Source organism: Pseudomonas sp. R3-18-08, from assembly GCF_003852065.1.
Classification (GTDB): domain Bacteria; phylum Pseudomonadota; class Gammaproteobacteria; order Pseudomonadales; family Pseudomonadaceae; genus Aquipseudomonas.
In genome coordinates, this window is sequence record NZ_CP027729.1 from 2,660,436 (window position 1) to 2,687,287 (window position 26,852).

A 26,852-nucleotide genomic window follows, 5' to 3' on the forward strand; every position below is an offset into this window, starting at 1 on the left:
CTCAAAAAATAGCACGCATTGCCGGATTTTCCGCAAAACGCCGTATCAGCGCTGAAGCGTTTCATCTGTTACGCCAGCTCAGGGCGGTCGCGAAAGTGTTCGAGGGCCTCGGGGTTGGCCAGCGCATCGGTGTTTTTCACCGGTTCCCCATGCACCACATTGCGCACCGCCAATTCGACGATCTTGCCGCTGATGGTGCGCGGGATATCGGCGACCGCGAGGATTTTCGCCGGCACGTGGCGCGGTGTGGTGTTGGCGCGGATCACCTGGCGGATCTGCTGCTCCAGCGCCTCATCCAACTGCACACCGTCAGCAAGGCGCACAAACAGCACCACGCGCACGTCGTCTTGCCAGCGCTGGCCGATAGCGAGGCTTTCAAGCACCTGCGGGACTTTTTCCACCTGGCGATAGATCTCGGCGGTGCCGATGCGCACGCCGCCAGGGTTGAGTACCGCATCGGAGCGGCCATGGATCAGCAGGCTGCCGTTGGGACGTTGCTCGGCGTAGTCGCCCTGGGCCCACACGCCGGGGAACTGGCTGAAATACGAAGCGCGCAACTTCTGCTGCTGCGGGTCGTTCCACAGCCCGATGGGCATGGCGGGAAAATGCCGGGTACACACCAATTCGCCTTTCTCGCCGACCAGTGGGTGGCCCTGGTCGTCCCACACTTCGATAGCCATCGCCAGGCTCTTGCATTGCATTTCGCCACGGCGCACCGGCAATACCGGGTTGCCTATCACGAAGCAGGAGACGATATCGGTACCGCCGGACATCGACGACAGGCACAGCTCGGCCTTGATCTCGCGGTACACGTAGTCGTAGCTCTGGGGCGACAGCGGCGAGCCGGTGGAGATCAACCCTTTGAGGCTGCGCAAATCATGGCTGAGGCGCGGTTGCAGGCCGGCCTTTTCCAGGGTGGCGAGGAACTTAGGGCTGGTGCCGAACACGCTGATGCGTTCGGCGTCGATCAGGTCGATCAAGCGTTGTGGCCCCGGATGAAACGGAGAACCGTCATACAGCACCGCCGTGGCGCCCAGGGCCAGCACCGACACCAGCCAGTTCCACATCATCCAGCCGCAGGTGGTGTAGTAGAACAGGCAGTCTTCACGGGACAGGTCGGCATGCAGGCCATGTTCCTTGAGATGGGTGAGCAGTACGCCGCCGGTGCCGTGAATGATGCATTTGGGCACGCCGGTGGTGCCGCTGGAATAGAGGATATACAGCGGGTGATCGAACGGCACCGCGACGAACTCGGGCGTGCCGCCGGGTTGGTAGAAGTCGCTCCACAGTGCGACGCGGGCGGACGTGCGGTAATCCGTGACCTGCGCCTGAGGGCGGGCGTAGGGCACGATGATCAAGTGTTCCAGGGACGGCAGCCGCTCGAGGATTTCATTGAGCTTGGCGCTCTGGTCGAGGGTCTTGCCGGCATAGCGATAACCGGCGCAAGTGATCAGCACCTTGGGCTCGATCTGGCCGAAACGGTCGATCACGCCTTGGGTGCCGAAGTCCGGTGACGAGCACGACCAGATTGCCCCGAGGCTGGTGGTGGCGAGCATGCCGACCAGGGTTTGCCAGGTATTGGGCATGCACGCCGCCACGCGGTCGCCTTTTCCAACACCGGCCAAGCGCAGGCTGTTTTGCAGGCCGGCGACATGTTCGGCCAATTGCGCGTAGCTCAATGATTCACGCTGGCCGTCTTCACTGATGGCAACTACCGCCGGGTGATCGTCGCGACGGCGCAGCAAGTGCTCGGCGAAGTTCAGGGTAGCGCCGGGAAACCACTGGGCGCTGGGCATGTCGGCGCTCTCGATCAACGTGGCGCTGGGCGGGCTGCGAAATTGCACCTCGAAGAACGCCACGATGGCCTTCCAGAAATCCGGGCGCTGGTCGATGCTCCACTGGTGCAGGGCGGGGTAGTCGCCCAACTGCAGGTGGTGGCGCGCATTGATGTAGCGGCGGAACTGGTCCATGCGCGTGTTGGCGATGCGTTCCGGGGAGGGTTGCCAGAGGATGTCGGACATTGCGGGGTCTCTTGTTCTTATACCGGTCTTCCAAACAGTAGAGTTCCAATGTGGGAGGGGGCTTGCCCCCGATGGCGGTATGGCAGCTGGCACATGTGGCTCTGACCCATTGCTATCGGGGGCAAGCCCCCTCCCACATTTTTGATCTCCAGTGTCTGGGGTTATTGGGCCAGCCAACCGCCATCAATATTCCACGCCGCGCCACGCACCTGGCTACCGGCCTCACTGCACAAAAACAGCACCAGCTCACCCAGCTGCGGCGGCGTGACGAACTCCAGCGACGGCTGTTTCTCCGCCAGCAGATCATGCTGCGCCTGCTGCGGGCTCACCCCGTTGGCCGTGCGATCATCGATCTGCTTCTGCACCAGCGGCGTCAGCACCCAGCCTGGGCAAATCGCATTGCACGTCACGTTGCTGGTGGCGGTTTCCAGGCCTACGACCTTGGTCAGGCCGATCACCCCATGCTTGGCCGCCACATAGGCCGCCTTGCCCACCGAGCCCACCTGGCCGTGCACCGAGGCGATATTGACGATGCGCCCCCAGCCCTTGGCCTTCATGCCCGGCAGGCTCAAGCGCGTGCTGTGGAACACCGACGACAGGTTGATGGCGATAATCGAGTCCCAGCGCTCCACCGGAAAATCTTCCACCGCCGCCACATGCTGGATGCCGGCGTTATTGACCAGTATGTCGACGCCGCCGAATTCGCGCTCGGCATACGCAAGCATCTCGGCGATCTGCGCCGGGTCGCTGACGTCTGCCGGGTGATGCCCGACCTTGCCGCCAAACGCCTGCACCTGGGCGATCACGCCGCTGGCATCGCCGAAGCCGTTGAGGATCAGGTTGGCGCCGGCCTTGGCCAGGCTCAGGGCAATGCCCAGGCCGATGCCGCTGGTGGAACCGGTGACCAGGGCGGTCTTGCCGTTCAATGTCGTCATGAAAACCTCACACTATGCCGGTGGCGTAGAACGTACCGATCACCACGAACACCGCGAGGGTCTTGATGATCGTGATACCGAAAATATCCTTGTAGGCTTCGCGGTGGGTCAGCCCGGTCACCGCCAGCAGGGTGATCACCGCGCCGTTGTGGGGCAGGGTGTCCATGCCGCCGCTGGCCATGGCTGCGACCCGATGCAGCACTTCAAGGGGATATTGGCCGCATGGGCCGCTGAAATAAAGCTTTCGGACATGGCCGCCAGGGCGATGCTCATGCCGCCGGATGCGGAGCCGGTGATCCCCGCCAGCAGGGTCACGGTAATGGCTTCGTTGACCAGCGGGTTGGGGATGCCCTTGAGCCAGTCCGCCAATACCAGGAACCCCGGCAGCGAGGCGATCACTGCACCGAACCCGTATTCGGAAGCGGTGTTCATCGCGGCCAGCAGCGCGCCGCTGACCGCACTTTTACTGCCCTCGGCCAGCTTGCTTTTGATCGCTGAAAAACCGCACACCAGCACCACGATAATCCCCACCAGCAACGCCGCCTGCACCGCCCAGATCGCGGTGAGCTTGGCGATTTCGGTGGTCACCGGCGCGCTCATGCCCGGCAGGCTGAGGCTGTGGGTCTTGCCGTACCACTGCGGGATCCAGTGGGTGAACAGCAGGTTCATCACCCCCACCAGAAGCAACGGCGACAGCGCGATCCAGGGGTTGGGCAGGGCCAGGTCCTCGGCGGTTTCCGGCTCGTTGCGCAGCTCGGTGCCATAGCCTTCACCCGCGCGCTGGGCCTTGTTGCGCTGGCGCGACAGGTAGAGCATGCCGGCGCAGAACACGAAGATCGTACCGATCAGCCCCAACCACGGCGCCGCCCAGGCGGTGGTGTTGAAGAAGGTGCTGGGGATGATGTTCTGGATCTGCGGCGTGCCGGGCAGGGCGTCCATGGTGAACGAGAACGCACCGAGGGCGATGGTGGCCGGGATCAGGCGCTTGGGGATATCGCTCTGGCGGAACATCTCCGCGGCAAACGGGTACACCGCAAACACCACCACAAACAGCGACACGCCGCCGTAAGTGAGCAGGGCACAGACCAGCACAATCACCAGCATCGCCTGGCGCGTACCGAGCAAACGAATGGCGGCGGCGACGATGGAACGCGAGAACCCCGACAGCTCGATCAGCTTGCCGAACACCGCACCGAGCAGGAACACCGGGAAATACAGCTTGATGAAACCGACCATTTTCTCCATGAACACCCCGGTGAAGGCCGGTGCGACAGCGGAAGGGTCAGTCAGCAGAACAGCGCCGAGGGCGGCGATCGGGGCAAACAGGATAACGCTATAGCCACGGTAGGCAGCCAGCATCAGCAGCGCCAGGGCTGCCAAGGCAATGATCACACTCATGGTGTGTCTCCAATTGTTATTTTTGTGGGTGAAACGCTGGAGAAGGGCTATAGCGAGATGTGTGCCAGGTTTCTAACTTATTGAAATATAGGTAAATTAACTATTTTGTCTGTGATGATTTTGGACTTTGTCTCAATTCAGAGACCGCCACCGATCAAATGTGGGAGGGGGCTTGCCCCCGATGGCGGCGGATCAGCCAGTGGATATATAAGCTGGCTGACCGCTATCGGGGGCAAGCCCCCTACCACAGGGATTGTCTTTATAGTGAGATTTGAGTCTCATATAAGAGACTGTGCAATCCCCAAGGCCACCATCTTCTTGTATAGCGTTGAGCGCCCCAGTCCCAATCGCCTCGCCGCCTCCACCACATTTCCTTCGCAGTGCTCGAGCGCCGCCATAATCACCTGCCGATCAAACCGCTCCCGCGCCGCCGCAAACGTCTCACCCTCGGCCGTGGCTACCGCACCACGCGCCACCGGCCTGAACGTGCCAATCGCCGCCCGAATCTCTCCGGCGTTCAGCACCAGGTCATCACTCAACAACGCCGCCCGCTCCAGCACGTTGCGCAGCTCACGGATATTCCCCGGCCACGCATGCTGCGCCAACAGCGCCAGGGCTTCGCGGTCCAGTTCGTGCTGGCTGCGCAGTTCCTCGAGGATCGCTTCGCTCAGCGCCGGAATATCTTCCAGCCGTTCACGCAGCGGCGGCACCTGGATCGGCAACACGTTCAGGCGGTAGTACAAGTCCGCACGGAACTCGCCACGCTTGATCGCCGCTTCCAGGTCCATGGAGGTCGCCGCGATCACCCGCACATCGCTGTGCAGCATCTCGTTGGAGCCCACCGGCTCGAATTCCTTTTCCTGCAGTACCCGCAATAACTTGCTTTGCAGCGGCAGCGGCATGTCGCCGATTTCATCGAGGAACAGCGTGCCGCCCTGGGCGATCTGGAATTTGCCGGGACGACCCTTGCGGTCGGCGCCGGTAAAGGCGCCCGGGGCGGTGCCGAAAAATTCAGCTTCGAGCAGGTCGTGGGGGATCGCCGCGCTGTTGATGCTGACGAACGCCTTGTGGGCTCGGGGCGATGCGCCATGGATGGCCTGGGCGAGCAATTCCTTGCCGGTGCCGGTTTCGCCGAGCAGCAGCACCGGCGATTCGGCGCTGGCACTGCGCCGCGCACGGCGCTTGACTTCAAGGCTGGCGGCGCTGGTGCCGATGAAGTGCGCGAAGTTGTATTTGCTTTGCCGCGAGCGCAACAGCGAACGCGTGGACGCCAGTTCCTGCTGCATGCTCAGGTAGCGCTCGATCAGCGGCGACAGGTTGCGCAGTTCATCGAACAGCGCAAAGCCAATCGCACCGATCACCGCGCCCGCATCGTCGTGGATCGGCAGGCGCATCACCACCAGCGGGCCCTTGGGCGTGTCCTGGATATCCAGCAGTATCGGCCGGTCATTGCGCACCACCTGGCGCAACAGGCTGTTGGAAATCACCTGCTCGCAGGGTTGGCCGATGGCCTGCTCGGCGCTCTTGAGGCCGAAACGCTTGGCGTAGCGCTCGTTCATCCAGACGATATTCGCATCACGGTCAACGATCACCGTGCCTTCGCTGGACTGCTCGATAATCTCGAACAGCGACTGAATGGCCAGGCCGCGAACGTGTTGGTAGTCCTTGAGGTTTTCGGTGGTGTTCATAGTCATAGCGCCGATTGATGGTCCAGCAGGTGAAGCGTGGCGAGGGAGCCCGCTCGCCACTATAAACGCGCTTCTACAACGGGATGTGTGCGGCAGCCAACAGTTCCTTGGTGTAGGGATGCTGCGGCGCTTCGAACACGGCATGGCTGGGGCCGCGCTCTACCACTTTGCCGTCCTTGACCACGATCATATCGTGGGCCATCGCCCGCACCACCGCCAGGTCATGGCTGATGAACAGGTAGGTCAGGCCGTATTTCTCCTGCAGTTCGCGCAACAAGGCCACCACTTGTTTTTGCACCGTACGGTCCAGCGCTGAGGTCGGCTCATCCAGCAGCATCAGCGCCGGCTTGAGCACCAGTGCCCGGGCGATAGCGATGCGCTGGCGCTGGCCACCGGAAAATTCATGGGGGTAACGGTGCCGGCTGGCGGGGTCCAGGCCGACGTCCTTGAGTACCTGGATCACCTGCGCTTCGCGCGCGTCGAGGCTGCACGGGGCATGCACTTCCAGGCCCTCGCTGATGATCTGTTGCACTGACATGCGCGGGCTGAGGCTGCCATACGGGTCCTGGAACACCACCTGCATCTGCTTGCGCCATGGACGCATCTGCCGGTGGTTGAGCGGGTCGAGGGCCTCGCCCTGGAAGCGGATGCTGCCGGTGGAATCGAGCAGGCGCAGGATCGCCTGGCCCAGGGTCGACTTGCCCGAGCCGGACTCACCGACAATCCCCAAGGTTTTGCCGCGTTGCACACTGAGGCTGATACCGTCCACCGCCTGCAGGTAGCGCTTGGGTCGCAGCAGCCCGCCGCCGAGAGCAAACCGCACGCTCAGGTCGTTCACCTGCAATACGGTCTCGCGCTCCTCGCCGCACAACACTTCAGCCGAGGGCTCGGCGTCCAGCAGCAAGCGGCTGTAGGGGTGCTGTGGCGCGGCAAACAAGGCCTGGCAGTCGGCCTGCTCGACGATCTCTCCGGCGCGCATCACGCACACCCGCTGGGCAATGCTGCGCACCAGGTTGAGGTCGTGGCTTATCAGTAGCAGTGACATGCCCAGGCGTTGCTGCAACGACTTGAGCAGCAGCAGGATCTTGCGCTGTACGGTCACGTCCAGCGCGGTGGTGGGTTCGTCGGCAATCAGCAGCTCCGGCTCGCAAGCCAAGGCCATGGCGATCATCACCCGCTGGCGCTGGCCTCCGGAGAGTTGATGGGGGTAGGCCTTGAGCCGCTCCTGGGGTTTCTGGATGCCGACCAGGTCGAGCAGCTCGAGGATACGCGCCTGCGCCGCCTTGCCGCCCAGACCCTTGTGCAGCAGCAGGGTCTCGCCGATCTGCTTTTCGATCGTGTGCAGCGGGTTCAGCGAGGTCATCGGCTCCTGGAAGATCATGGCGATACGGTTGCCGCGCAGCTTTTGCAGGGCCTTAGGCGACGCGCCCATCAGCTCCTGGCCGCGATACTTCACCGAGCCTGTGCTGAGCGTGCCGGCTTCGGGCAGCAGTTGCAGGATCGAATGGGCGGTCACCGACTTGCCCGAGCCCGACTCACCCACCAGCGCCAGGCACTCGCCGGGGCGCACGTCCAGGTTCACATTGCGCACCACGGTGTGGCCGCTGAACGCCACGCTGAGGTCACGGATTTCGATCAGGTTCATACGCAGTCACTCATGAGCGAGGGTCGAAGGCATCACGCAACGCCTCGCCGATAAACACCAGCAGCGACAGGATCAGCGCCAGGGTAAAAAACGCCGTCAGGCCCAGCCATGGGGCTTGCAGGTTCTGCTTGCCTTGGGCGATCAACTCGCCCAGCGACGCACTGCCGGCCGGCATGCCGAAGCCGAGGAAATCCAGGGCGCTCAAGGTCGAAATCGCCCCGGTCAGGATGAACGGCAAATAGCTCAAGGTCGCAGTCATGGCATTGGGCAGGATATGCCGGCCAATGATCTTGCCGTCGCCCAGGCCCAGAGCGCGCGCGGCCTTGACGTACTCCAGGTTGCGCCCGCGCAGGAACTCGGCGCGCACCACATCCACCAGCGCCAGCCAGGAAAACAGCGCCATGATGCCCAGCAACCACCAGAAATTCGGCTCGACAAAGCCCGACAGGATAATCAGCAGGTACAGCACCGGCAGGCCCGACCACACCTCGAGGATGCGTTGCCCCAGCAAGTCCACCCAGCCGCCGTAGTAACCCTGCAACGCCCCGGCGGCGATGCCGATGGCGGCGCTGATCGCGGTCAGCGCCAGGGCAAACAGGATCGACACCCGTGCGCCGAAGATCACCCGCGCCAGCACATCCCGCGATTGGTCATCGGTGCCCAGCCAGTTCACCGTCGACGGCGGGCTGGGGGCAGGGCGGGCCAGCTCGTAATTGGGCGTATCGTCGCTGAACGGGATCGGCGGGAACCACATCCAGCCGCCGTCCTGCTTGATCAGCTTCTGCACGTAGTCACTGCGGTAGTCGGCCTGGAACGGCAGTTGCCCGCCGAACTGCTGTTCGGTGTAGCGCTTGAATACCGGGAAATACAGTTCGTGCTTGAAACTGAGCACCAGCGGCTTGTCGTTGGCGATCAACTCGCCACCGAGGGTCAGGATAAACAACCCGATAAATAGCCACAGCGACCACCAGCCGCGACGGTTCTTCTTGAAGCGCTCGAAACGCCGACGAGCCACGGGCGACAGATTGAGCATCAGGCGTTCCTCGCAGCGAAGTCGATACGCGGGTCCACCAGGGTGTAACAGAGGTCGCCGATGAGTTTTATCAAGAGCCCGAACAGGGTGAAGATAAACAACGAACCAAACACCACCGGGTAGTCCCGTGAGACGGCCGCTTCATAGCTCATGCGGCCCAGGCCATCGAGGGAGAAGATCATTTCGATCAGCAGGGAACCGGCGAAGAACACGCTGATGAACGCCTGGGGAATCCCGGAAATCACCAGCAGCATCGCGTTGCGAAACACATGGCCGTACAGCACGCGGCGTTCGCTCAAGCCCTTGGCGCGCGCGGTGACCACGTACTGCCGGGTAATTTCGTTGAGGAACGAGTTTTTGGTGAGGATGGTCAAGGTGGCGAACCCGCCGATCACCAGCGCCGTGACCGGCAATACCAGGTGCCAGAAGTAGTCGGCAATCTTGCCCACGGTGCTCAGTGTTTCGAAGTTCTCCGACACCAACCCGCGCACCGGGAACCAGTTCAGCGACGTGCCGCCGGCAAACACCACGATCAGGAACATCGCGAACAGGAACGCCGGCATCGCATAGCCGATCACGATGGCGGTGCTGCTCCACACATCGAAGCTGCTGCCATGGCGCACCGCCTTGCGGATGCCCAAAGGGATCGACACCAGGTAAGTGATCAAGGTGGCCCACAGGCCGAGGGAAATCGTGACCGGCATCTTTTCCAGGATCAGGTCGATCACCGTCGAGCCGCGAAAGAAGCTGTTGCCGAAGTCCAGTTGGGCGTAGCTCTTGAGCATCAGCCACAGGCGTTCCGGCGCAGGCTTGTCGAAGCCATACTGCTTTTCGATGTCCTTGATCAGCTTCGGGTCCAGGCCACGGCTGGCCCGCGAGCCGCTGATGCCTTCGCCTGCGCCGCCGCCCACACCACCGCCGCCGATGCCTTGCAGGTGGGCGATGGCTTGTTCCACCGGCCCTCCGGGCGCGGCCTGCACGATCACGAAATTCACCAGCAGGATAATCACCAGGGTCGGGATGATCAGCAGCAGGCGCCGCACGATATAGGCAAACATCAGCGCGCACCCCCGCGTTTTTTCAGCTCGGCTTGCATCTGCTCGTTGGTCAGTGGCGTCGGGCTGACTTCCCACCAGGTTTCCAGGGCTTCATCGTTTTTCGCCTCGATGGCCGGGCGGCCGAAGCGGTTCCACCACGCGGCGGAGGTGCCGGGCGGGTAATAGTTGGGAATCCACAGGTAGTTCCACTGCAGCACCCGGTCCAGCGCGTGCGCATAGGTGAGCATCTGCGCCTGGGTGTCGGCCTTGACCAGGCCCTTGATCAGGCGGTCGACGGCCGGGTCCTGGAGCGCCATGTAATTGTTGGCGCCCGGATCGAACGCGGCGGCGGAACCGAAGAAATTGTACAGCTCCATGCCCGGCGAGGTGGTCACCGGAAAACCGGTGACGATCATGTCGTAGTCCCGCGCCATCAAGCGGTTGACGTACTGGGAGGAGTCGATGCGGCGGATATTCAAGGTGATGCCGATCTGCGCGAGGTTGCGTTTGTACGGCAGCAGTAGACGTTCCAGGCCCGCCTGGGCGTTAAGGAAGGTGAACTCTAACGGCTTGCCCTCGGCGTTGACCAGTTTGTCGCCTTCAGGCTTCCAGCCCGCTTCTTCCAGCAGTGCCAGGGCCTGTAACTGTTTGTCGCGGATCATGCCGCTGCCATCGGTAACGGGCGCCTTGAACACCTGGGTGAACACCTCATCGGGAATCTGCCCGCGCAAGGGTTCCAGGATCGCCAGTTCCTCTTGGGTTGGTAACTGGGTGGCGGCGAGCGGGCTGTTGGAGAAATAGCTCTGCTGGCGGATGTACAGGTTGCGCATCATCTGCCGGTTGGCCCATTCGAAATCCCACAGCATGGCCAGGGCCTGGCGCACGCGGCGGTCCTTGAACATCGGGTTTTGCACATTGAAGACATAGCCCTGGGCCGGTTGCGGCATCCCCTTGGCCAGATGCGCGCGTTGCAGGCGGCCATCGTCAAGGGCCGGGCCGTTATAACCGATGGAGTAGCCGGTGGCGGTAAACTCCCGATTGAAGTCGTAGGCACCGCCGCGCAGCACCTGGCGCGCCACTTCGATGTCGCCGAAATACTCAAGGCTCAAGTGATCGAAGTTGTACAGGCCACGGCTGACCGGCAAATCCTTGCCCCACCAATCGGGGTCGCGAGTAAAAGTGATGGTGTTGCCGGAGTCGATCTTGCTGACCTTGTACGGGCCACTGCCCAGTGGGGCTTCATAGCCGCCGCCGTTGGCGAAGTCGCGGCTCTTCCACCAATGTTCGGGGAACACCGGCAGGGTGGCGAGATCCAGGGGCAGGGTGCGGTTTTCATTGCTGGAGAAGTCGAAACGCACCTGGCGCTCGCTTTCGACTTCGACATGCTTGACGTCGGCGAACAGCGTGCGAAAACGCAGGCTGCCTTGGGTCATCAACAAGTCGAAGCTGTAGCGCACGTCTTCGGCGGTGATCGGTTTGCCATCGGCAAACCGCGCCTTGGGATTGAGGTAGAACCGCAGCGACAGGCCGTCGTCGGCGCGTTCCATCTTTTGCGCGACCAGGCCGTAGACCGTGTAGGGCTCGTCCAGGGAGCGCTGGGCCAGAGGCGCATAAACCCAGCCATCGACCTGGGAGACACCGATGCCTTTATCGACATACGGCAATACATGGTCAAAGCGCCCGATTTCCAGGGCGGAGCGGCGCAGGCTGCCGCCTTTGGGGGCATTGGGGTTGGCATAGTCGAAATGGCTGAAGCCGTCGGGGTACTTGGCCGGCTCGCCATACACCGTGAGGGACGCTTGTGGCGCCGCGATCACGGCGCTGCTGGTCAGTAACACGACCAGGGTGATGCTGAACAGTCTGGGAAAAGCCAATCGCATTATCAGCCTTGAGCGCGGATGAACAAAAATAGAGAGCTGTACGTTAACGGCTTAAGCGTCGTCAGTCATCACATGCACAACGGCCCGCCAAATGGCGGGCCGTTGTCTACAACATCAGCACAGACTGAATCAGTCCTGGCGGCTGGTGACTTCCAGCAGGTGATAACCGAACTGGGTTTTCACCGGGCCTTGTACGGTATTGACTGGGGCGCTGAACACCACGCTGTCGAATTCCTTGACCATCTGGCCTGGACCGAACGAACCCAGGTCGCCGCCTTGACGGCTGGACGGGCAGCTGGAGTTGGCTTTGGCGACTTCTGCGAAATCAGCGCCGCCTTCGATCTGGGACTTGAGTTCGCTGCACTTCTCTTCAGTAGAAACGAGGATGTGGCGGGCGGTGGCTTTGGCCATGGGAAATAACTCCTTGAGTGAAAAAAACGGTGAGCCTACCGGATTCAGGCGGTTATTTCCTGGCAAAGTTCCGTCTACTTGCCTGAGCGGGCCAGAAGCGGCCTGGCCCGCGGGGTTCAGGCCAAAACGATGTAGTCGTTTTGCTGCACGATGGGGGCGTGCGGGCCTTGTACAAGATGCACATAACGGCCGTCCACCAGGTCGATGGGCAGGCAATCGTCGATATCCATTACCGCGTCGGTGTGGGCCTGGGACCAGTGGCGCAACAGGTGCTGCTTGCCCTTGCTCATCGCTTCGCGCTTGTCGCGCGCCACCAGCAACAGGTAGTGATGCGCCTCGCCGAAGCGGTTGGCCTCATAGCCGCCGAGGTTGATGAAATACAAGCGAGGCGCATCGCCATGCGGCGCCAATTGGCTGAACTCGACCTTCCAGCCGTCGACACCATCGACCGCCATCCACGAATCGATGTGCACGCCCTTGGGACTGCCAAACCAGGCGTCGCGCAATTGCGGGTAGGTGGCCTGTAGCGTATCCGCCACGGCAAACGCCACATCGTGTACTTCGATCCGGGCCCTGGGGTGCTTGCCCCCGAGCATCACAACAAACAGCATTGCGGGTGATTCCTGGCGATTGATCAGAGGCCAACCATACTGCGATTGAACCCTTTTGTCCGGTCAATGCCACACTGTTAATCCGCGAACTCATCAGGAGGTTGTCATGCGTACTATCGATCTGGCCGGTGTTCCCGTCCCTGTCATCGGCCAGGGAACCTGGCGCATGGGCGAAGACCCAAACCAGCGCCGCGCCGAAGTGGCCGCCTTGCAGCTGGGTATCGACGAAGGCCTGACCCTGATCGATACCGCTGAAATGTACGGCGAAGGCGGTGCGGAGGAGGTGGTCGGCGAGGCTATCAAGGGCCGCCGCGACCGGGTATTTCTGGTGAGCAAGGTCTATCCGCACAACGCCAGCAGCCAAGGCGTGCCCCGCGCCTGCGAAGCCAGCCTTCAGCGCCTGGGCACCGACTACATCGATCTGTACCTGCTGCATTGGCGCGGCCAGTACCCCCTTGCAGAAACTGTCGAAGCGTTCGAGCGTCTGCGCGAAGCTGGCAAAATCGGCCGCTGGGGTGTTTCCAACTTCGATGTGGCAGACCTGCAGGAACTGGCGTCCCCCGCGTGTGCGACCAATCAGGTGCTCTACAACATTGAAGAACGTGGTATTGAATTCGACCTGCTGCCATGGTGGCAACAGCACCATCTGCCCTTGATGGCTTACTGCCCGATTGCCCAGGGCGGCGAGCTGTTGGCGAGCCCGACGCTCAAGCAGATTGCCCATCGTCATGAGGCTACGCCCGCGCAAGTCTCCCTCGCCTGGGTCCTGCGTCAAGAAGGTGTGATCGCCATCCCCAAGGCAGTAACGCCCGACCACATACGGCAAAATGCCGCTGCTGCGAAGCTGGTGTTGGACGAGCATGACCTGGACGCGATCGACCGCGTATTTGGCGCACCCAAGCGCAAGCACCCGCTGGCGATGGTGTAGCGCCAGCAGGAACGGCACCTTCCCTGGGCCGTTCCCGCCACCGCCGCGGTCAGCCGGCCACTGGACTGCGCCAGTCGTCCGAGCCTGAAGTGCCGGCTACTTCATGGGTCCAGACGATCTTGCGATAGGTGAAATACACGTCCTCCAGATGGGTGAAGTGGGCGTTGTCCGGGTCCTGGCAGCTGGGCATGCGCGACTGGACGTCCACGATCGTCGCGCCTTCCAGTTCAATGGTGAAGTAGTGCTCCTGGGTGCCTGCCGAAGAGGTGCGAAACCATTCCAACCGGCACGACACTTCTTCCCCCGAGGTCAGTGCGCTGAATAGCAGGGGCGAGGATTTGTCGAAGACCTTGCTGATCATCAGCGGTTTATGCACGCGCTGGCCGGTAGGCTGGCCCGATTGCGGGTCGCGGGGAATGATCACCTGATGGGCAAATGCCTGCACCAGAATCTGATCCTCGTGGCCTTCCTGATAAATGTTGCCTACCGAGTCCTGGGTAAATGTACCTGCGGTGATCAAACCTTGTTTGACACCGGTGACTGAGAGGTACGCGGGTGTTGGCATGACGGGTTTCCTTGTCTGATTGAGTAGGTGCTCCCGAACGGTGAAGTTGCCGGTCGGGTGAAATGCCTTTAACAAAAAGCGTGCCTGAAAGTGCGTGGGTCAATGAAATCAAGGTGTGAGAAGTTAAAGCGTTTCATATGGGGGTGATTTTGCGGATGTTTAGTATTTTAAGTTGCACATAAGCGCGCAGTTAATTGCTCATGGTGAGAAATGAGTAATCAGGCGCGGTTGGCGGTGATCGCGGGTTATTTAACTTGATTAAGTGCGCAAATTACTGCGCAGGCCTTGATTTTAGAGGGTTCGTAGGAAATTCCTTAAGTGTGAGGCTGTGGCTTGCTGACTGTTTTTTTGATGGCTAAGGTTCGTTCACTTCGTTGTGTGTTGAGCGAGGGTTAAGCGGAGCTCTGCTACGCATTTCCCAGTATCAAGTTTGCCTATTCAGCCTTCATAGTTGTGTGCAGCCCAAAAATGGTTCATTCAGAAAAGTTGTGCGCTTATTACCAGGAACTTGCACGGAAACCTTGCTCGCCAGGGGATTTTTCCGGCAATGACGTGCGCTTTTCGAGTGAGTTTGAAACCGTGGAAGCCGAGGTTGCCAAGGCACAATCCATACATGGCGCGAGCCTGCCGGACTGGCAGCAGGTCTGCGAATTCAGCGAGCGCCTGTTGCGTGAGCAAACCAAGGACCTGCGCCTCGCTGTGTGGCTCACCTGGGGACTGCATCAGCGTGATTCATTCCCGGGGTTGCTGGCCGGCCTCGGTTTGCTGGTTTATCTCTGTGAGCATCACTGGGCGGCGGTCTATCCCACCAAGCTGCGCACCCGCGTTGCCGCATTGGCTTGGCTGGTGACGCGCCTCGGCCCGCTCTTCTCGCAGAACCTGTCGCTTGTCGATCGATTGCCCTTGTTCCAGGCGTTGCAGGCACACCTTGTGCGCCTTGATGAGCTATTGAACGAGCGCCTTGGCAGCGGCGCCCCGTTGTTGTTGCCGATCCGGCGACAACTGGCGGAACGTCTGGCGCGTGCCACGCAAGACGGCGCGCAGTCAGCGGGCGCTGCGGGCGTGATCACCCAGGTCAAGCAGGCGCTCACGCAGTCGCTCAAGCCTGAGTTGCTGATCAACAATGAAAAAGATGCCCACAAAGTGCTGCGCGCCTTACAGGAACAGGCCCGTACGTTGTGTGCCTGGTGGTTGCGCCAGAATGCCACCGACCTGCGGGCCTTGCGTTTGGGACGCACCTTGGCGTGGCTGAGCCTGGTCAATTATCCCGATGCCAACAGTGAGGGGGTGACGGCGTTGCGCCCGCTGGCTCCCGACAAGCTTAAACGTTACCAGGATCGTCTCAGCCAAGGCCATCACGCCGAGCTGTTGCTTGAACTCGAGGTCAGCCTGGCGGGCGCATTGTTCTGGTTCGATGGGCTACGCATGCTCTGGGAATGCCTTGAAGCCTTGCACGCGAACCTGGCCATGACCGAGCTGGAAACGAGCTTCGCGCTGTTATTGCAACGTCTGCCGAACCTGCCTGAATTGCGCTTCGACGACGGCACGTCGTTTGCTGGCCCGGCGACCTGTGAGTGGATCACGCTTCATGTTGTTCGCCACCTGCACAAAGCCGAGCCTTTCAATGCCGTTGCCGATGGCGGCAGCGAACCCTGGGAAGCCGCCTTGCAGACGGTCATGCCCAGCTTGCGCAAGGATGGACTCAAGGCTGCCGTCGGCGTGCTCAAGCAGGGTTTGCACAGCGCTGGCAGTGAACGCGCGCGCTTTCATTGGCGCCTGGCACTGGCCAGGTTGTGCATGCGGGCGGGCAAGCCTGACCTGGGCAGAATCCAGCTGGAACAGCTGGACCTCGAATTACAGCGCGCGGGCCTGGACCGCTGGGAGCCGGAACTGGCCCTGCACGTCGGCCGGCTCCTGTACCGCTGCTATGACCTGTTGCCGCAAAACCACGCCGTGCGCGAAAGCAAAGACGCCACGCATCGCCGGTTGTGCCAGTTCGATCTGGAAGCAGTACTCGAATAAAAAACATCCAAAGGAGAAACACCATGGCCAAAGACGGTTCGGTAGCACCCAAGGAACGTATCAACATCACCTTCAAACCCGCACTGGGTGGTGCTCAGGAGGACGTCGAGCTGCCGTTGAAACTGTTGGTGTTGGGGGATTTTTCCCAGCGCGACGACCCGCGCAAGCTTGAGGATCGCAAGCCTATCGGGATCGACAAGAACAGCCTCGACGAGGTGTTGGCCAAACAGGCCCTGAACTTGACATTGAGCGTGCCCAATCGCCTTCAGGATGACGCTGAGGTTGAAGAGCTGGCGGTCCAGGTGCGAATCAACTCGATGAAGGACTTCAACCCCGCCAGCCTGGTCGAGCAAATACCGCAGTTGCAAAAGCTGATGGTGCTGCGTGAGGCATTGGTGGCGCTCAAGGGCCCGCTGGGCAACACCCCGAGCTTTCGTAAAGCCATTGAGCAGGCGCTGGCCGATGATGACTCCCGTGCTCGGGTGCTGGCCGAACTGGGGCTGAGCAGCCCTGATGCCGAACCTATTCAGTAAAAGGACACTGATACCATGACGACTACCCAGTACAACACGCTGCCTCTGCCCAAAGCCGCCGACGAGTGCAGCATTCTCGACAACATCATTGCCCAGACGTTGCTGAGCGCCGATGACGAGGCGTACAGCATCGCCAAGCGGGGTGTGTCGGCGTTTATCGAAGAACTGGTAAAGCCTCACAACCGCGAAGAACCGGTCAAGAAGCGTCTGGTCGACCGGATGATTGCCGAGATCGATGCCAAGCTCAGCCAGCAAGTGGATGAGATCCTGCACCACCCGGACTTCCAGGCACTCGAGGCAGCCTGGCGAGGGCTGCAACTGCTGGTCGAGCGCACCAATTTCCGCGAGAACATCAAGATAGAGCTGCTGAATGTCTCGCGGCAGGACCTGTTGGACGACTTCGAGGATTCCCCTGAAGTTACCCAGTCGGGGCTTTACAAGCATATCTACAGCGCTGAATACGGCCAGTTTGGCGGCCAGCCGGTGGGGGCGATCATCGCCAACTACTTCCTGTCCCCCAGCGCGCCTGATGTGAAACTCATGCAATACGTTTCCAGCGTTGCCGGTATGGCTCACGCGCCGTTCATTGCGGCCGCCGGGCCGGGTTTCTTTGGTCTGGAAAGCTTCACCGGTCTACCTGACCTCAAGGATCTCAAGGATCATTTCGAAGGCCCGCAGTTTGCCAAGTGGCAAAGCTTTCGCCAGAGCGAAGATGCCCGCTACATCGGCCTTACCGTGCCGCGTTTTTTATTGCGCACGCCGTACGACCCCCTTGAGTGCCCGGTCAAAACCTTTGCCTACCAGGAAAATGTGGTCAACAGCCACGAGCACTACCTGTGGGGCAATACGGCCTACGCTTTCGCCACTCGCCTGACCGACAGTTTCGCGCGCTTTCGCTGGTGCCCGAACATCATCGGCCCCCAGAGTGGCGGGGCGGTCGAGGACTTGCCGCTGCATCATTTCCAGAGCATGGGTGAGATTGAAACCAAGATCCCTACCGAGGTACTGGTTTCAGACCGACGCGAATACGAGTTGGCGCAAGAAGGGTTCATCGCCCTGACCATGCGCAAGGGCAGTGACAACGCTGCCTTCTTTTCCGCCAGTTCCGTGCAGAAACCCAAGACGTTCGGCATCAGCGAAGAGGGCAAGGCAGCGGAGCTGAACTACCGGCTCGGTACCCAGTTGCCTTACATGATGGTGATCAATCGCCTGGCCCACTACCTCAAAGTCCTGCAGCGCGAACAACTGGGCTCGTGGAAGGAACGCACCGACCTGGAGTTGGAACTCAACAAGTGGATTCGCCAATACGTGGCGGATCAGGAAAACCCCAGTGCCGAGGTGCGCGGGCGCCGTCCGCTGCGCGCAGCGCGCATCGTCGTCAGCGATGTCGAGGGTGAGCCGGGCTGGTACCGCGTCAGTTTGAGCGTACGGCCGCATTTCAAATACATGGGGGCGGACTTCACCTTGTCCCTCGTCGGCAAGCTCGACAAAGAATGAGCCGAGGCCAGGGGATGCGCCACCACAACAGCCTTTTCGAGCGCCTTGAGTCCGAGGCGTGTGCCAGCGAATGCCGTATGACGTCCGTCGCCGCGCATTTGACGAAAATGCTCAGCACCCGCGCCGGCAGCGTGCAGACGCTGCCGGATTACGGCTTGCCTGATCTCAATGATATGCGGCTCAGCCTGCATGAATCCCTGACCCAGTCACGCCTGCTGATCGAGCGTTTCATCCAGGCTTACGAACCACGGCTGGTGAATGTTTGCGTCAGGGTGCTCCCGCGCGTCCATGAATCGTTGGCACTGGCCTTTGCCATCGATGCCGGGCTGCTCATCGACGGTGGCACACAATCTGTCGTGTTCCATGCGCGCCTGGCGGATGCCGGGCAGGTAGAGGTCTGCGCAGATGGCCTTTAACCGCTATTTTCAAAGCGAACTCAGTGCCCTGCGACAACTCGGGCGGCGCTTTTCCGAGCGCAACCCGGCCCTGGCACCGTTTCTCGCCGAGACCGGTCAAGACCCGGATGTGGAGCGTTTGCTGGAGGGTTTTGCATTCCTGACCGCACGCCTGCGCCAGAAGCTTGATGACGAGCTGCCTGAGTTGACGCATTCCCTGATGCAGCTGTTATGGCCCAATTACATGCGGCCGATGCCTGCTTTCAGCATCCTGCAATTTGACCCGTTGAACTGCGCCGGCCCCAGCGTTCGCGTGGCACGGGACACCGCAGTGGAAAGCGTGCCTATCCAGGGCGAACGTTGCCGTTTCAGAACCTGCTATGCCACCGACGTGATGCCGCTGCAACTTCGTCGTCTGGATTACACCTGCCAGGGCGAAGCGGCCTGGTTGGACCTGCGCCTGACCCTGAGTACAGAGGGGAATTTCAGTGCGCTGACATTCGAATCGTTACGACTGCACCTGGCCGGAGACCACTATGTGAGCCAAGGCCTGTACCTCAGCTTGTTGCGACATCTGGATGGCATCCATCTGCAGCTATTGGACCAAAACGATTTGCCGGTCAACGGGATCGATGGTCAACCCGCGACGCTACGGCTCGGCGCCAACCAGGTTCAGCCGGTGGGTTTTGCAGAGGAACACGCATTGATTCCTTACCCGCAAAACACCTTCCGTGGTTATCGCCACTTGCAGGAATATTTCACGTTTCCCGAGAAATACTTGTTTGTCGATGTTCAAGGGTTGGGTGCGCTGCATCGATTCCCCCAAGAGGTGCTCAAGCAGGCACATGGCATGGTGTTGCGCTTCGAGCTGCGCCCCCAGGGGCATGCGCTCCAGCGCCCCACCCTGGACAACGTCAAGCTGTACTGCACGCCTATCGTCAACCTGTTCAGTCACGACGCGATACCCATTCGGCTGGATGGAAAACAGGATGAATACCTGCTGTTGCCGGGGGAATATTCTCCGGAAAACGCTGGGGTGTTTTCGGTTGACCGTGTTACCGGATGGCGTCCTGGCGGCTTGGGCTATCAAACCTACGTGCCCTTTGAGTCGTTCGAGCATGACCATGATGGCGAAACTTCGCGGGCGCTACCCAGCTTCAGCATCCGTCAACGGCCGTCGGTCCAGCATGACGGGCTGGCTACCTGGATAGGCTTTGGCGATCGCTGCGAGCAGGGCCCGGAAACACTGTCGATCGAGCTGACCTGTACCAATGCCGGTCTGCCGCGACAGCTAAGGGCAGGTGAGATCAACCAGCCCGGCGAGCACACCCCTGAGTCATTGACGTTCCGTAACATCACTGCGCCAACCGCGAGTTTTGCGCCGCCACTGGATCAGGATTATCTCTGGAAGCTCATCAGCAACATGTCGCTCAACTATGTGTCGCTGACCGATATCAACGCATTGAAAGTGATTCTCGCGACCTACGACCTGCCGCGCTATCACGATCGACAGGCGCTGAAAATCAGCCAGAAAAAGTTGGGCGCGCTGCGCTCTATCCAGCACGAAGCGGTTGACCGGTTGCACCGTGGCCTGCCGATTCGCGGATTGCGGGTGGACCTGACGGTGGATCCCCTGGGGTTTGCAGGCCAGGGCGATCTGTTTGTGTTCGCTTCGGTCCTCAATCAGTTCTTTGCGCTTTACGCCAGCCTCAATTCGTATCACGAGTTGCGAGTGATCAGCACACAAGGAGACGTGTATCTATGGCCGTTCCGGATGGGGCAGCAACCCCTGCTTTGACTCAGCTTTGCCGTGCCATCCGCGAATACACGCTATTCCAGGCGGTGGTGCAGGTGGTCGCACGTTTACGTGAAGCTCATCCCCTGCTGGATGAGGATGCGCTGTATGACCAGCTGGAATTCCAGGCCAATCCAGGCCTGGGGTTTGCGGGACACGATATTGATCGTGTGGAGTTTTTCATGGACCACGGGCACTTGCGGGCGCGTCTGCGCATCAACGTGCTGGGGTTGTTTGGCGCGGGCTCACCATTGCCCGCGTTTTATGCCGAGCAGGCGTTTGCGGAGCGCGCAGGTGGTAACCCCACGCGGGACTTCCTCGATATGTTCCACCATCGACTGCACCGTCTGATGTTACCGATCTGGCGCAAATACCGTTACCGGGCCTGCTTTCAAAAGGGCGCCAGTGATGGGTTTTCCCAGCAAATGTTTGCGCTGATTGGCCTCGGCAGTCACGCGATACGGGGCGCCTCGCTTCTTGATTGCAAGCGCTTGCTGCCTTACCTCGGGCTTCTGAGTCTGCGCGCGCACTCGGCTGCGTTGATGGAGACCGTCCTGCGGTATTACTTCAAGCATGCCCAGGTGTTCATCGAGCAATGGGTCGAACGCACGGTGGACGTCGCGCATTCGCAGCGCAATGACTTGGGCCACGCCAACTGCACGCTTGGCCACGACCTGGTACTAGGGCGTCGCATCGCTGATCGCAGCGGCAAGTTCAGGGTGCACATCAAGGCCCTGGGCTGGCAGCGTTTTCACGACTTTCTGCCCACGGGAACGGCCTATTCCCCCGCATGCTCGCTGGTGCGTTTAACCGCGCGAGACGCGTTGCAATTTGACCTGCGCCTGGTATTGGCACCCGGCGAAATCAGGGCGTTGCATATCGGCGAAAACAATGTGTGCCGCCTGGGTTGGACCAGTTGGCTGGAACATGAGCGAGCGGACGGTGCGATCACACTCGCCGGCCATTTTCATTAAGGATTGATGAGCATGATTAATGTGGACCTGCAACAACTGATCCTTACATTGACGGCCCCGACCCGCCGGGACCTGACGCGCGCGGCCGAGCGCTGCATGGCGCGTGGTGGTCATGAAGTGTTGGTGGAGGATCTGCTTCTGGCCTTGCTCGAGCATCCCGCCGGGTTGATGGCCAAGGCGCTGGCAGATGCCGACGTTTCCCTGGGCGAACTGCAAGCAGCCTTGCAGCCGAGGAGCGAGCAGAGCGCTACACGCAACCCGGTGTTCGCCCAGGCTCTGGTGCTGTGGTTACAACAAGCCGTGATGGTTGCCCACGTAGAGTTGGGCCAACGCTCTGTCGATCACGGTGCGCTGTTGCTGGCACTTTTACAGCACCCGCTGGAGTATGCGGGCAGCCGGTATCACGCTGTGCTCAGCCGCCTGGATGTCGGCAAGGTGCGTGATTTTCTGCTGGGCCAGCCCAGCGAGCATCAGCCGATTGCCACGGAGTCGCTGCTGCAGCGCTTTACCCAGGACCTCACCCAGCATGCCCGTGAAGGCCGAATAGACCCAGTGCTGTGCCGCGAGCGCGAAATACGGCAATTGATCGACATCCTGGTGCGGCGGCGCAAGAACAACCCGATTCTCGTGGGGGAGGCCGGGGTGGGGAAAACGGCGATCGTCGAAGGGCTTGCGTTGCAGATCGCGGCTTTGCAGGTGCCCGAGGCCCTTAAAAGCGTTCGCGTGCTGACCCTCGATATGGGCTTGCTGCAAGCCGGTGCTGGCCTCAAAGGCGAGTTCGAGCGACGTCTCAAAGGTGTGATCGATGAAGTGAACGCATCGCCTGAGCCGGTCATCCTGTTTATCGACGAAGCCCATACCTTGGTGGGCGCTGGCGCCCAGCCGGGAGGCCTGGACGCGGCCAACCTGCTCAAGCCGGCCCTGGCGCGCGGCGCGTTGCGTACGATCGCCGCTACCACCTGGTCGGAATACAAGCAGTACATCGAAAAGGACCCGGCATTGGCGCGGCGGTTCCAGCCGGTACTGGTCGAGGAGCCGGGTGTCGAGCAGGCAGTGTCGATTCTGCGGGGACTGGTGCCTGTCTATGAAGCGAGCCATGGCGTGTATGTCCGTGATGATGCGGTGGTAGCAGCGGCCCACATGAGCGCACGCTATCTGGTGGGCCGACAGTTGCCGGACAAGGCGGTGGACGTGCTGGACACCGCCTGTGCCAGCGTCCGCACGCGTCAGGCAATGCCGCCTGAGGCACTGCAGGCGCTACGCGCCGAACTGATCGAGGGCCAGCGGCAGGCGCGGGCGCTGAGTCGAGACTTTGATAGCGGATTGCCTGTGGATGCGCAGGCCCTGCAGGCGCTGAAGTTGCGCCTGGAAACCCTTGAGCACGAGCGCCAGGTACTGGAACAACAGTGGCTTGAGCACGATGGGCCGCTGGTGAAACCTGAGGTCTGCCCGCACGGCGTAGCGCATGTCATCAGCGCGTGGACCGGTATTCCCGTCGAGCAGCTGGCCCTTGAACCGAACACAAAAGTGCTTGGGTTTGCCGCGGCCTTGCGCTCGCGCGTGCTTGGGCAGGACCACGCGGTGCAGGCCCTTGATCGTGCCTTGCGCGCCGTTGCCGCCGGGCTCAACAAGGTCGATGCCCCTGTCGGGGTGTTTCTGCTGGTGGGGCCAAGCGGTGTAGGCAAGACAGAAACAGCCCTGGCCCTGGCGGATCTTCTGTACGGCGGTGAACGGTTTGTCACCACCATCAATATGTCGGAGTACCAGGAGAAGCACGCGCTTTCCCGATTGATCGGTGCGCCACCGGGTTATGTCGGTTATGGCGAGGGCGGGGTTTTGACCGAAGCGGTACGCCAGCGTCCCTATTCAGTCGTGCTGCTCGACGAGGTGGAGAAGGCCGACCCGGAGGTATTGAACCTGTTTTACCAGGTCTTTGACAAAGGGCGCGCGAATGATGGCGAAGGGCGGGAAATCGACTTTCGCAACACCGTGCTGCTGATGACGTCCAACCTTGCCAGCGACGCTATCAACGCGCTTTGTTCAGGCGGCCAACGACCTGAACCCCAGGTGCTGCAAGACGCCATTTACCCGGTGCTGCGTGCCCACTTCAAGCCCGCGTTGCTCGCCCGTATGCGCGTCATACCGTATTACCCGATTGACGAGCAGGTGCTGCACGACGTGGCAGAGCTCAAGCTTGCGGGCCTTGGCCAACGGCTGCACTCGCGCAAACTGGCATTCACCTATACGCCAGAATTGGTCGCGCACATGACCGAGCGTTGCGCGGACGGTGACAGCGGTGCGCGGTACATCGACCAGTGGATCGAGCGCCATTTGTTGCCGCAGATGGTGGACGGTCTGCTCGGCGCCATGGCCATGGAGACCCCGGTTTCCCTGGTACATGCGCGATTGGATGGCAACGGCCTGCCGCTCTGCGAGTTCAGCCAATGACCGGCCTTGATCAATTGCCTGACCCGCTTGCCCACGCCAGCGCCTTGATCGGCTGCTTCACACGTATAGGCCTGGACAGTGACGGCGCTTCATTACCCGGCGCGTGCGTCTCAGCCGTGGCACAACTGAGTCACTGTGAACTCACCCAATTGTACCGGCTTGACGAAGCGACCGGCCGGCTTGAGCTGGCCGCCCAACACCTGAGCGCGACGCCCTCGGTGGCGGTGGCGGCTTCAAGTATCGATCCGCGATACGTGCCTTTACTGCGCGACACACTGGATCAAGGCGCCGCGGTCAGTGTGGATGATGTGCAAAACAGCCCTTACGACCTGGGTTTCTTGCCGGTGCTCGCATCACCTTGGCGCGCCTTGTTGAGTGTGCCGCTGTTCAACCGCCTCAATACGCTCACGGGCGTGCTGCTATGCGCGGCCCAACGCCCGGCAGCGTTGCAAGGCTACGCGTCCTCGCTGGGCCAGTTCGCCAGCTTCGCCTTGCACCAACTGGCCCTGCTGCGCAGCCTGCAGTGGGTGCCGGCTGTTGCGCCGCAAGGGCGCGCAGTATCGCTGACCGGCACGTATGGCCTGATCGGCAACAGCACAGCGATGGCGCAAACCTGCCAATTGATCAGCAAGGTGCTGCATACCCCTTATACCGTCCTGCTACGGGGCGAAACCGGTACCGGCAAAGAAGTAGTGGCTCGGGCCATCCACCTGGCAGGGCCGCGAGCAGCCAAGGCTTTCGTGGTGCAGAACTGCGCGGCGTTCCCGGAAGGCTTGTTGGAGAGCGAGCTGTTCGGCTACCGCAAAGGCGCGTTTACCGGTGCCGAGCGCAACTATGCAGGGCTGTTCGACGCCGCCCATGGCGGCACGTTGCTGCTGGATGAAATCGGCGATATGCCGCTGACCCTGCAAGCCAAGTTGTTGCGGGTATTGCAGGAAGGTGAGGTTCGCCCATTGGGCGCCAGTGCTGCGCACAAGGTTGATGTGCGCATCATCGCGGCGACCCACCGTGACCTCGCAACCATGGTCGCAGAAGGCAGTTTTCGCGAGGATCTTTATTACCGGCTTGCCCAGTTCCCCATCCAGTTACCGGCCTTGCGTGAGCGAGACGGGGATGTGCTGCAGCTGGCACGGCATTTCGCCGACAAGGCGTGCGCAAGCCTGGGAAGGACACCTGTGGAATGGTCGAATATCGCCCTTGATCAGCTGTCGAGTCATGCCTTTCCTGGCAACGTGCGCGAACTCAAGTGCCTGGTGGAGCGAGCCGTTCTGCTGTGTGACGACAACGTGATCCTGCCGGCGCACCTGTCGCTTCCCCAGGCGTCGGCCGCGACCGCCGTTGATGATGTAACGCTACGCCAGCGTCTGGAGCGGGTAGAGCGCGTGTTCCTGCTCGATTGCCTGCACAAGAATCGTGGCAACCGGACCCGTACGGCGCGTGAGCTCGGCGTCGCACGGCGCACGCTGCTTTACCGGCTTGCACGCTTGAACATTCCTTGCGGCGAAGCCAGCGGGGAGCGTTGAACGGTGCATCCGAGGATTGCCGAGATCATTGCCGCCGTCATCGATATGAAGTCGGCGGGCCTTTTCACCGAGGAGAAACCTGATGCCTGATCGTCCGTGGCACGTCGTCGTGCTTGTGTTGTGTCTGCTTGGCGGTTGTAACGCCAATTACGCATTCGATGATGCCCAATACCGTCCTTTGGGTGAGCCCCAGGTGGTGACCCGTGGCCGATAAGAAAGAGGGAGCTTGACCATGCGGCTTGTGTTTGAGGTAAGTGAGGCCGCAGGCGCAGACCCTGTGTCCACGGTGCGCAAAGTGTTTGACGGCGTGGGCGGTGTGATTGGGCGTGGCTCTGGCTGTGACTGGATCATCCATGATCCCAGTCGGCTGCTCTCCAGCCACCACGGTTTGGTGGGTTACCGCGAAGGTCGCTACTTTCTGACGGATATCAGCAGCAACGGTATCGGCATGGCAGGCAGTTGCGAACGGTTGCACAAAGGGCAGGCGCGATTGATCGAAGATGGCGACGTGTTCGAACTGGGTGCGCTGTCGATACGCGCGCGGCTGATGGAATCTTCTCCACCTTTGCGTGAGCAGCCCATCACCACGGGAGTGCCGATTCCCGACGACGCCTTCCTGGCGCTGGACCCGTTGCGGGCACTGGACCTTGAGCATCAGCGACATAGCACCTCGGATGAACTGGCAGCTTTGAATGCGGGCGTTGGCGAGCCCGGAGAGTGGGCGGACCGGCACGCCGCCGACCGTGAGCATGTGGCAATGCCGTGCCGGGTTGAGCCCATCAAGGAGCTTCCCGTAGCGGACTCTGTCGCGACGGCACCGCCGCCGGATGACGTCTTCTGGACGGAGTTTGCTGCGGCGCTGGGGCTTGACCTGGGCCGCCTTGACCACGTTGCACGAAAGGCGCTGGCGATCAAGGTGGCGCGCCTGTGTCGGCTGGAGGTTGAACGGCTGCAACACAGCCGGGCCTTTGAAGAACAGGTGCGCCTGATCTCAACCCTGCACAGCGATTATCCAGGATGATGTCCATGTCTCGAGTCACCCTCACGCCCCTGTTGCTCACGCTCGGCCTGTTGGCTGGCTGCAGCGCCGTATCGCCTTTTTCGACATTAACCAAACTGGACCTGGTACTGACCGCCAGTGAGCAGGTCAACCCGGACCTTCATGGCCGACCCTCGCCGGTCGTGCTGCAACTGATTGAACTGCGCCATGGCGTAGCTTTCGAGAATGCCGACTTCTTCAGCCTGTATGACCACGCCGAGCAGGTATTGCCAAAGGACTGGGTGAGCAGCGAGGAAATTGAGCTGCGCCCAGGGGACCGACTGGCGCTCAAGCTGAGTGTCGGGCCAAAAAGTCATTTTGTGGGCGTGCTGGCGGCGTACCGGGACTTACCACACGTTCAATGGCGGCTGCTCGTTCCGCTCACCGCACAGCAATTGAACCGTGCCGAGCTGGTACTGGACCACGACGGAATCCGGCTTGCCGACCCGCGCTCCGGCAAGGAGGTGCAGTGAT

22 protein-coding genes and 1 pseudogene are annotated in these 26,852 nt (G+C 61.2%); 12 read left to right on the top strand and 11 right to left on the bottom strand.

Annotation, left to right across the window (positions count from 1 at the left end; translation table 11 throughout):
- Window positions 1–68 precede the first annotated feature (68 nt).
- From C4J92_RS12195 to C4J92_RS12240, 10 genes and pseudogenes are all read right to left on the bottom strand, one after another.
- Window positions 69–2,021: an acetoacetate--CoA ligase gene (locus C4J92_RS12195; RefSeq protein WP_124404009.1), complete on the bottom strand. Its 1,953-nt coding sequence runs from the start codon at window positions 2,019–2,021 to the stop codon at window positions 69–71.
- Between the two features lie 161 nt (window positions 2,022–2,182).
- Window positions 2,183–2,956, bottom strand: coding sequence for a 3-hydroxybutyrate dehydrogenase (locus C4J92_RS12200; RefSeq protein WP_124404010.1), 774 nt, complete (start codon window positions 2,954–2,956; stop codon window positions 2,183–2,185).
- Window positions 2,957–2,963: 7 nt separating this feature from the next.
- Window positions 2,964–4,354: pseudogene (locus C4J92_RS12205) on the bottom strand (GntP family permease).
- A gap of 278 nt (window positions 4,355–4,632) precedes the next feature.
- A complete protein-coding gene (locus C4J92_RS12210; RefSeq protein WP_124404011.1) occupies window positions 4,633–6,042 on the bottom strand; it encodes a sigma-54-dependent Fis family transcriptional regulator in 1,410 nt (469 codons plus the stop codon).
- A 73-nt stretch (window positions 6,043–6,115) separates the two neighbouring features.
- The gene (locus tag C4J92_RS12215; RefSeq protein ID WP_124404012.1) at window positions 6,116–7,687 is read right to left on the bottom strand and encodes an ABC transporter ATP-binding protein; all 1,572 of its coding nucleotides are present in this window, start codon (window positions 7,685–7,687) and stop codon (window positions 6,116–6,118) included.
- 10 nt (window positions 7,688–7,697) lie between these two features.
- On the bottom strand, window positions 7,698–8,720 hold the full coding sequence (locus C4J92_RS12220) for an ABC transporter permease (protein ID WP_164484536.1): 1,023 nt from the start codon (window positions 8,718–8,720) through the stop codon (window positions 7,698–7,700).
- Window positions 8,720–9,778: a microcin C ABC transporter permease YejB gene (locus C4J92_RS12225; RefSeq protein WP_124404013.1), complete on the bottom strand. Its 1,059-nt coding sequence runs from the start codon at window positions 9,776–9,778 to the stop codon at window positions 8,720–8,722. The genes C4J92_RS12220 and C4J92_RS12225 overlap by 1 nt, the downstream gene beginning before the upstream one ends.
- On the bottom strand, window positions 9,778–11,637 hold the full coding sequence (locus C4J92_RS12230; RefSeq protein ID WP_124404014.1) for an extracellular solute-binding protein: 1,860 nt from the start codon (window positions 11,635–11,637) through the stop codon (window positions 9,778–9,780). The genes C4J92_RS12225 and C4J92_RS12230 overlap by 1 nt, the downstream gene beginning before the upstream one ends.
- Window positions 11,638–11,766: 129 nt before the next feature.
- Entirely contained in the window at window positions 11,767–12,048 is a 282-nt protein-coding gene (locus tag C4J92_RS12235) for a peptidylprolyl isomerase (RefSeq protein ID WP_124404015.1), read from the bottom strand.
- A gap of 116 nt (window positions 12,049–12,164) precedes the next feature.
- A complete protein-coding gene (locus C4J92_RS12240; protein ID WP_124404016.1) occupies window positions 12,165–12,659 on the bottom strand; it encodes a DUF1543 domain-containing protein in 495 nt (164 codons plus the stop codon).
- Window positions 12,660–12,765: 106 nt separating this feature from the next.
- Between C4J92_RS12240 and C4J92_RS12245 the strand changes: the two genes are divergently transcribed.
- Window positions 12,766–13,587, top strand: coding sequence for an aldo/keto reductase (locus C4J92_RS12245; protein WP_124404017.1), 822 nt, complete (start codon window positions 12,766–12,768; stop codon window positions 13,585–13,587).
- Between the two features lie 49 nt (window positions 13,588–13,636).
- Here the strand turns inward: C4J92_RS12245 and C4J92_RS12250 are convergent, their stop codons facing one another.
- On the bottom strand, window positions 13,637–14,152 hold the full coding sequence (locus C4J92_RS12250) for an Hcp family type VI secretion system effector (RefSeq protein ID WP_124404018.1): 516 nt from the start codon (window positions 14,150–14,152) through the stop codon (window positions 13,637–13,639).
- 468 nt (window positions 14,153–14,620) lie between these two features.
- Between C4J92_RS12250 and tssA the strand changes: the two genes are divergently transcribed.
- The 11 genes from tssA (at window position 14,621) to tssJ (ending at window position 26,851) form a co-directional block, all read left to right on the top strand.
- Window positions 14,621–16,174, top strand: a complete 1,554-nt coding sequence (tssA, locus tag C4J92_RS12255; RefSeq protein WP_124404019.1) for a type VI secretion system protein TssA — start codon at window positions 14,621–14,623, stop codon at window positions 16,172–16,174.
- Between the two features lie 23 nt (window positions 16,175–16,197).
- Window positions 16,198–16,707 (top strand): type VI secretion system contractile sheath small subunit, encoded by a 510-nt coding sequence (gene tssB, locus C4J92_RS12260; protein WP_124370536.1) that lies wholly within the window; start codon window positions 16,198–16,200, stop codon window positions 16,705–16,707.
- 15 nt (window positions 16,708–16,722) lie between these two features.
- Complete coding sequence (tssC, locus tag C4J92_RS12265; RefSeq protein ID WP_124370537.1) at window positions 16,723–18,204, top strand: type VI secretion system contractile sheath large subunit; 1,482 nt, start codon at window positions 16,723–16,725, stop codon at window positions 18,202–18,204.
- Window positions 18,205–18,218: 14 nt separating this feature from the next.
- Entirely contained in the window at window positions 18,219–18,620 is a 402-nt protein-coding gene (gene tssE, locus C4J92_RS12270; protein WP_124404020.1) for a type VI secretion system baseplate subunit TssE, read from the top strand.
- Window positions 18,610–20,397, top strand: coding sequence for a type VI secretion system baseplate subunit TssF (tssF, locus tag C4J92_RS12275; RefSeq protein ID WP_124404021.1), 1,788 nt, complete (start codon window positions 18,610–18,612; stop codon window positions 20,395–20,397). Before tssE ends, tssF begins: the two co-directional genes overlap by 11 nt.
- Window positions 20,361–21,368 carry a type VI secretion system baseplate subunit TssG gene (gene tssG, locus C4J92_RS12280; RefSeq protein WP_124404022.1) on the top strand — a complete coding sequence of 336 codons (1,008 nt, stop codon included), beginning with the start codon at window positions 20,361–20,363 and terminating at the stop codon, window positions 21,366–21,368. Before tssF ends, tssG begins: the two co-directional genes overlap by 37 nt.
- Before the next feature lie 12 nt (window positions 21,369–21,380).
- A complete protein-coding gene (locus tag C4J92_RS12285) occupies window positions 21,381–23,816 on the top strand; it encodes an AAA family ATPase (RefSeq protein WP_124404023.1) in 2,436 nt (811 codons plus the stop codon).
- A complete protein-coding gene (locus C4J92_RS12290; RefSeq protein WP_124404024.1) occupies window positions 23,813–25,339 on the top strand; it encodes a sigma-54-dependent Fis family transcriptional regulator in 1,527 nt (508 codons plus the stop codon). The genes C4J92_RS12285 and C4J92_RS12290 overlap by 4 nt, the downstream gene beginning before the upstream one ends.
- 82 nt (window positions 25,340–25,421) lie before the next feature.
- The gene (locus tag C4J92_RS12295; protein ID WP_124404025.1) at window positions 25,422–25,553 is read left to right on the top strand and encodes a type VI secretion protein; all 132 of its coding nucleotides are present in this window, start codon (window positions 25,422–25,424) and stop codon (window positions 25,551–25,553) included.
- Window positions 25,554–25,571: 18 nt separating this feature from the next.
- Window positions 25,572–26,360, top strand: a complete 789-nt coding sequence (gene tagH / locus C4J92_RS12300; protein WP_124404026.1) for a type VI secretion system-associated FHA domain protein TagH — start codon at window positions 25,572–25,574, stop codon at window positions 26,358–26,360.
- Window positions 26,361–26,365: 5 nt separating this feature from the next.
- Window positions 26,366–26,851 carry a type VI secretion system lipoprotein TssJ gene (gene tssJ, locus C4J92_RS12305; protein ID WP_124404027.1) on the top strand — a complete coding sequence of 162 codons (486 nt, stop codon included), beginning with the start codon at window positions 26,366–26,368 and terminating at the stop codon, window positions 26,849–26,851.
- The last annotated feature ends 1 nt before the right edge of the window (window position 26,852 follow it).

Excerpts from the sequence above, each read along its gene's own strand:
- C4J92_RS12195 (WP_124404009.1), bottom strand. The coding sequence starts at position 2,021 with ATGTCCGACATCCTCTGGCAACCCTCCCCGGAACGCATCGCCAACACG.
- C4J92_RS12200 (WP_124404010.1), bottom strand. The coding sequence starts at position 2,956 with ATGACGACATTGAACGGCAAGACCGCCCTGGTCACCGGTTCCACCAGC.
- C4J92_RS12210 (WP_124404011.1), bottom strand. The coding sequence starts at position 6,042 with ATGAACACCACCGAAAACCTCAAGGACTACCAACACGTTCGCGGCCTG.
- C4J92_RS12215 (WP_124404012.1), bottom strand. The coding sequence starts at position 7,687 with ATGAACCTGATCGAAATCCGTGACCTCAGCGTGGCGTTCAGCGGCCAC.
- C4J92_RS12220 (WP_164484536.1), bottom strand. The coding sequence starts at position 8,720 with ATGCTCAATCTGTCGCCCGTGGCTCGTCGGCGTTTCGAGCGCTTCAAG.
- C4J92_RS12225 (WP_124404013.1), bottom strand. The coding sequence starts at position 9,778 with ATGTTTGCCTATATCGTGCGGCGCCTGCTGCTGATCATCCCGACCCTG.
- C4J92_RS12230 (WP_124404014.1), bottom strand. The coding sequence starts at position 11,637 with ATGCGATTGGCTTTTCCCAGACTGTTCAGCATCACCCTGGTCGTGTTA.
- C4J92_RS12235 (WP_124404015.1), bottom strand. The coding sequence starts at position 12,048 with ATGGCCAAAGCCACCGCCCGCCACATCCTCGTTTCTACTGAAGAGAAG.
- C4J92_RS12240 (WP_124404016.1), bottom strand. The coding sequence starts at position 12,659 with ATGCTGTTTGTTGTGATGCTCGGGGGCAAGCACCCCAGGGCCCGGATC.
- C4J92_RS12245 (WP_124404017.1), top strand. The coding sequence starts at position 12,766 with ATGCGTACTATCGATCTGGCCGGTGTTCCCGTCCCTGTCATCGGCCAG.
- C4J92_RS12250 (WP_124404018.1), bottom strand. The coding sequence starts at position 14,152 with ATGCCAACACCCGCGTACCTCTCAGTCACCGGTGTCAAACAAGGTTTG.
- tssA (WP_124404019.1), top strand. The coding sequence starts at position 14,621 with ATGGTTCATTCAGAAAAGTTGTGCGCTTATTACCAGGAACTTGCACGG.
- tssB (WP_124370536.1), top strand. The coding sequence starts at position 16,198 with ATGGCCAAAGACGGTTCGGTAGCACCCAAGGAACGTATCAACATCACC.
- tssC (WP_124370537.1), top strand. The coding sequence starts at position 16,723 with ATGACGACTACCCAGTACAACACGCTGCCTCTGCCCAAAGCCGCCGAC.
- tssE (WP_124404020.1), top strand. The coding sequence starts at position 18,219 with ATGCGCCACCACAACAGCCTTTTCGAGCGCCTTGAGTCCGAGGCGTGT.
- tssF (WP_124404021.1), top strand. The coding sequence starts at position 18,610 with ATGGCCTTTAACCGCTATTTTCAAAGCGAACTCAGTGCCCTGCGACAA.
- tssG (WP_124404022.1), top strand. The coding sequence starts at position 20,361 with ATGGCCGTTCCGGATGGGGCAGCAACCCCTGCTTTGACTCAGCTTTGC.
- C4J92_RS12285 (WP_124404023.1), top strand. The coding sequence starts at position 21,381 with ATGATTAATGTGGACCTGCAACAACTGATCCTTACATTGACGGCCCCG.
- C4J92_RS12290 (WP_124404024.1), top strand. The coding sequence starts at position 23,813 with ATGACCGGCCTTGATCAATTGCCTGACCCGCTTGCCCACGCCAGCGCC.
- C4J92_RS12295 (WP_124404025.1), top strand. The coding sequence starts at position 25,422 with ATGCCTGATCGTCCGTGGCACGTCGTCGTGCTTGTGTTGTGTCTGCTT.
- tagH (WP_124404026.1), top strand. The coding sequence starts at position 25,572 with ATGCGGCTTGTGTTTGAGGTAAGTGAGGCCGCAGGCGCAGACCCTGTG.
- tssJ (WP_124404027.1), top strand. The coding sequence starts at position 26,366 with ATGTCTCGAGTCACCCTCACGCCCCTGTTGCTCACGCTCGGCCTGTTG.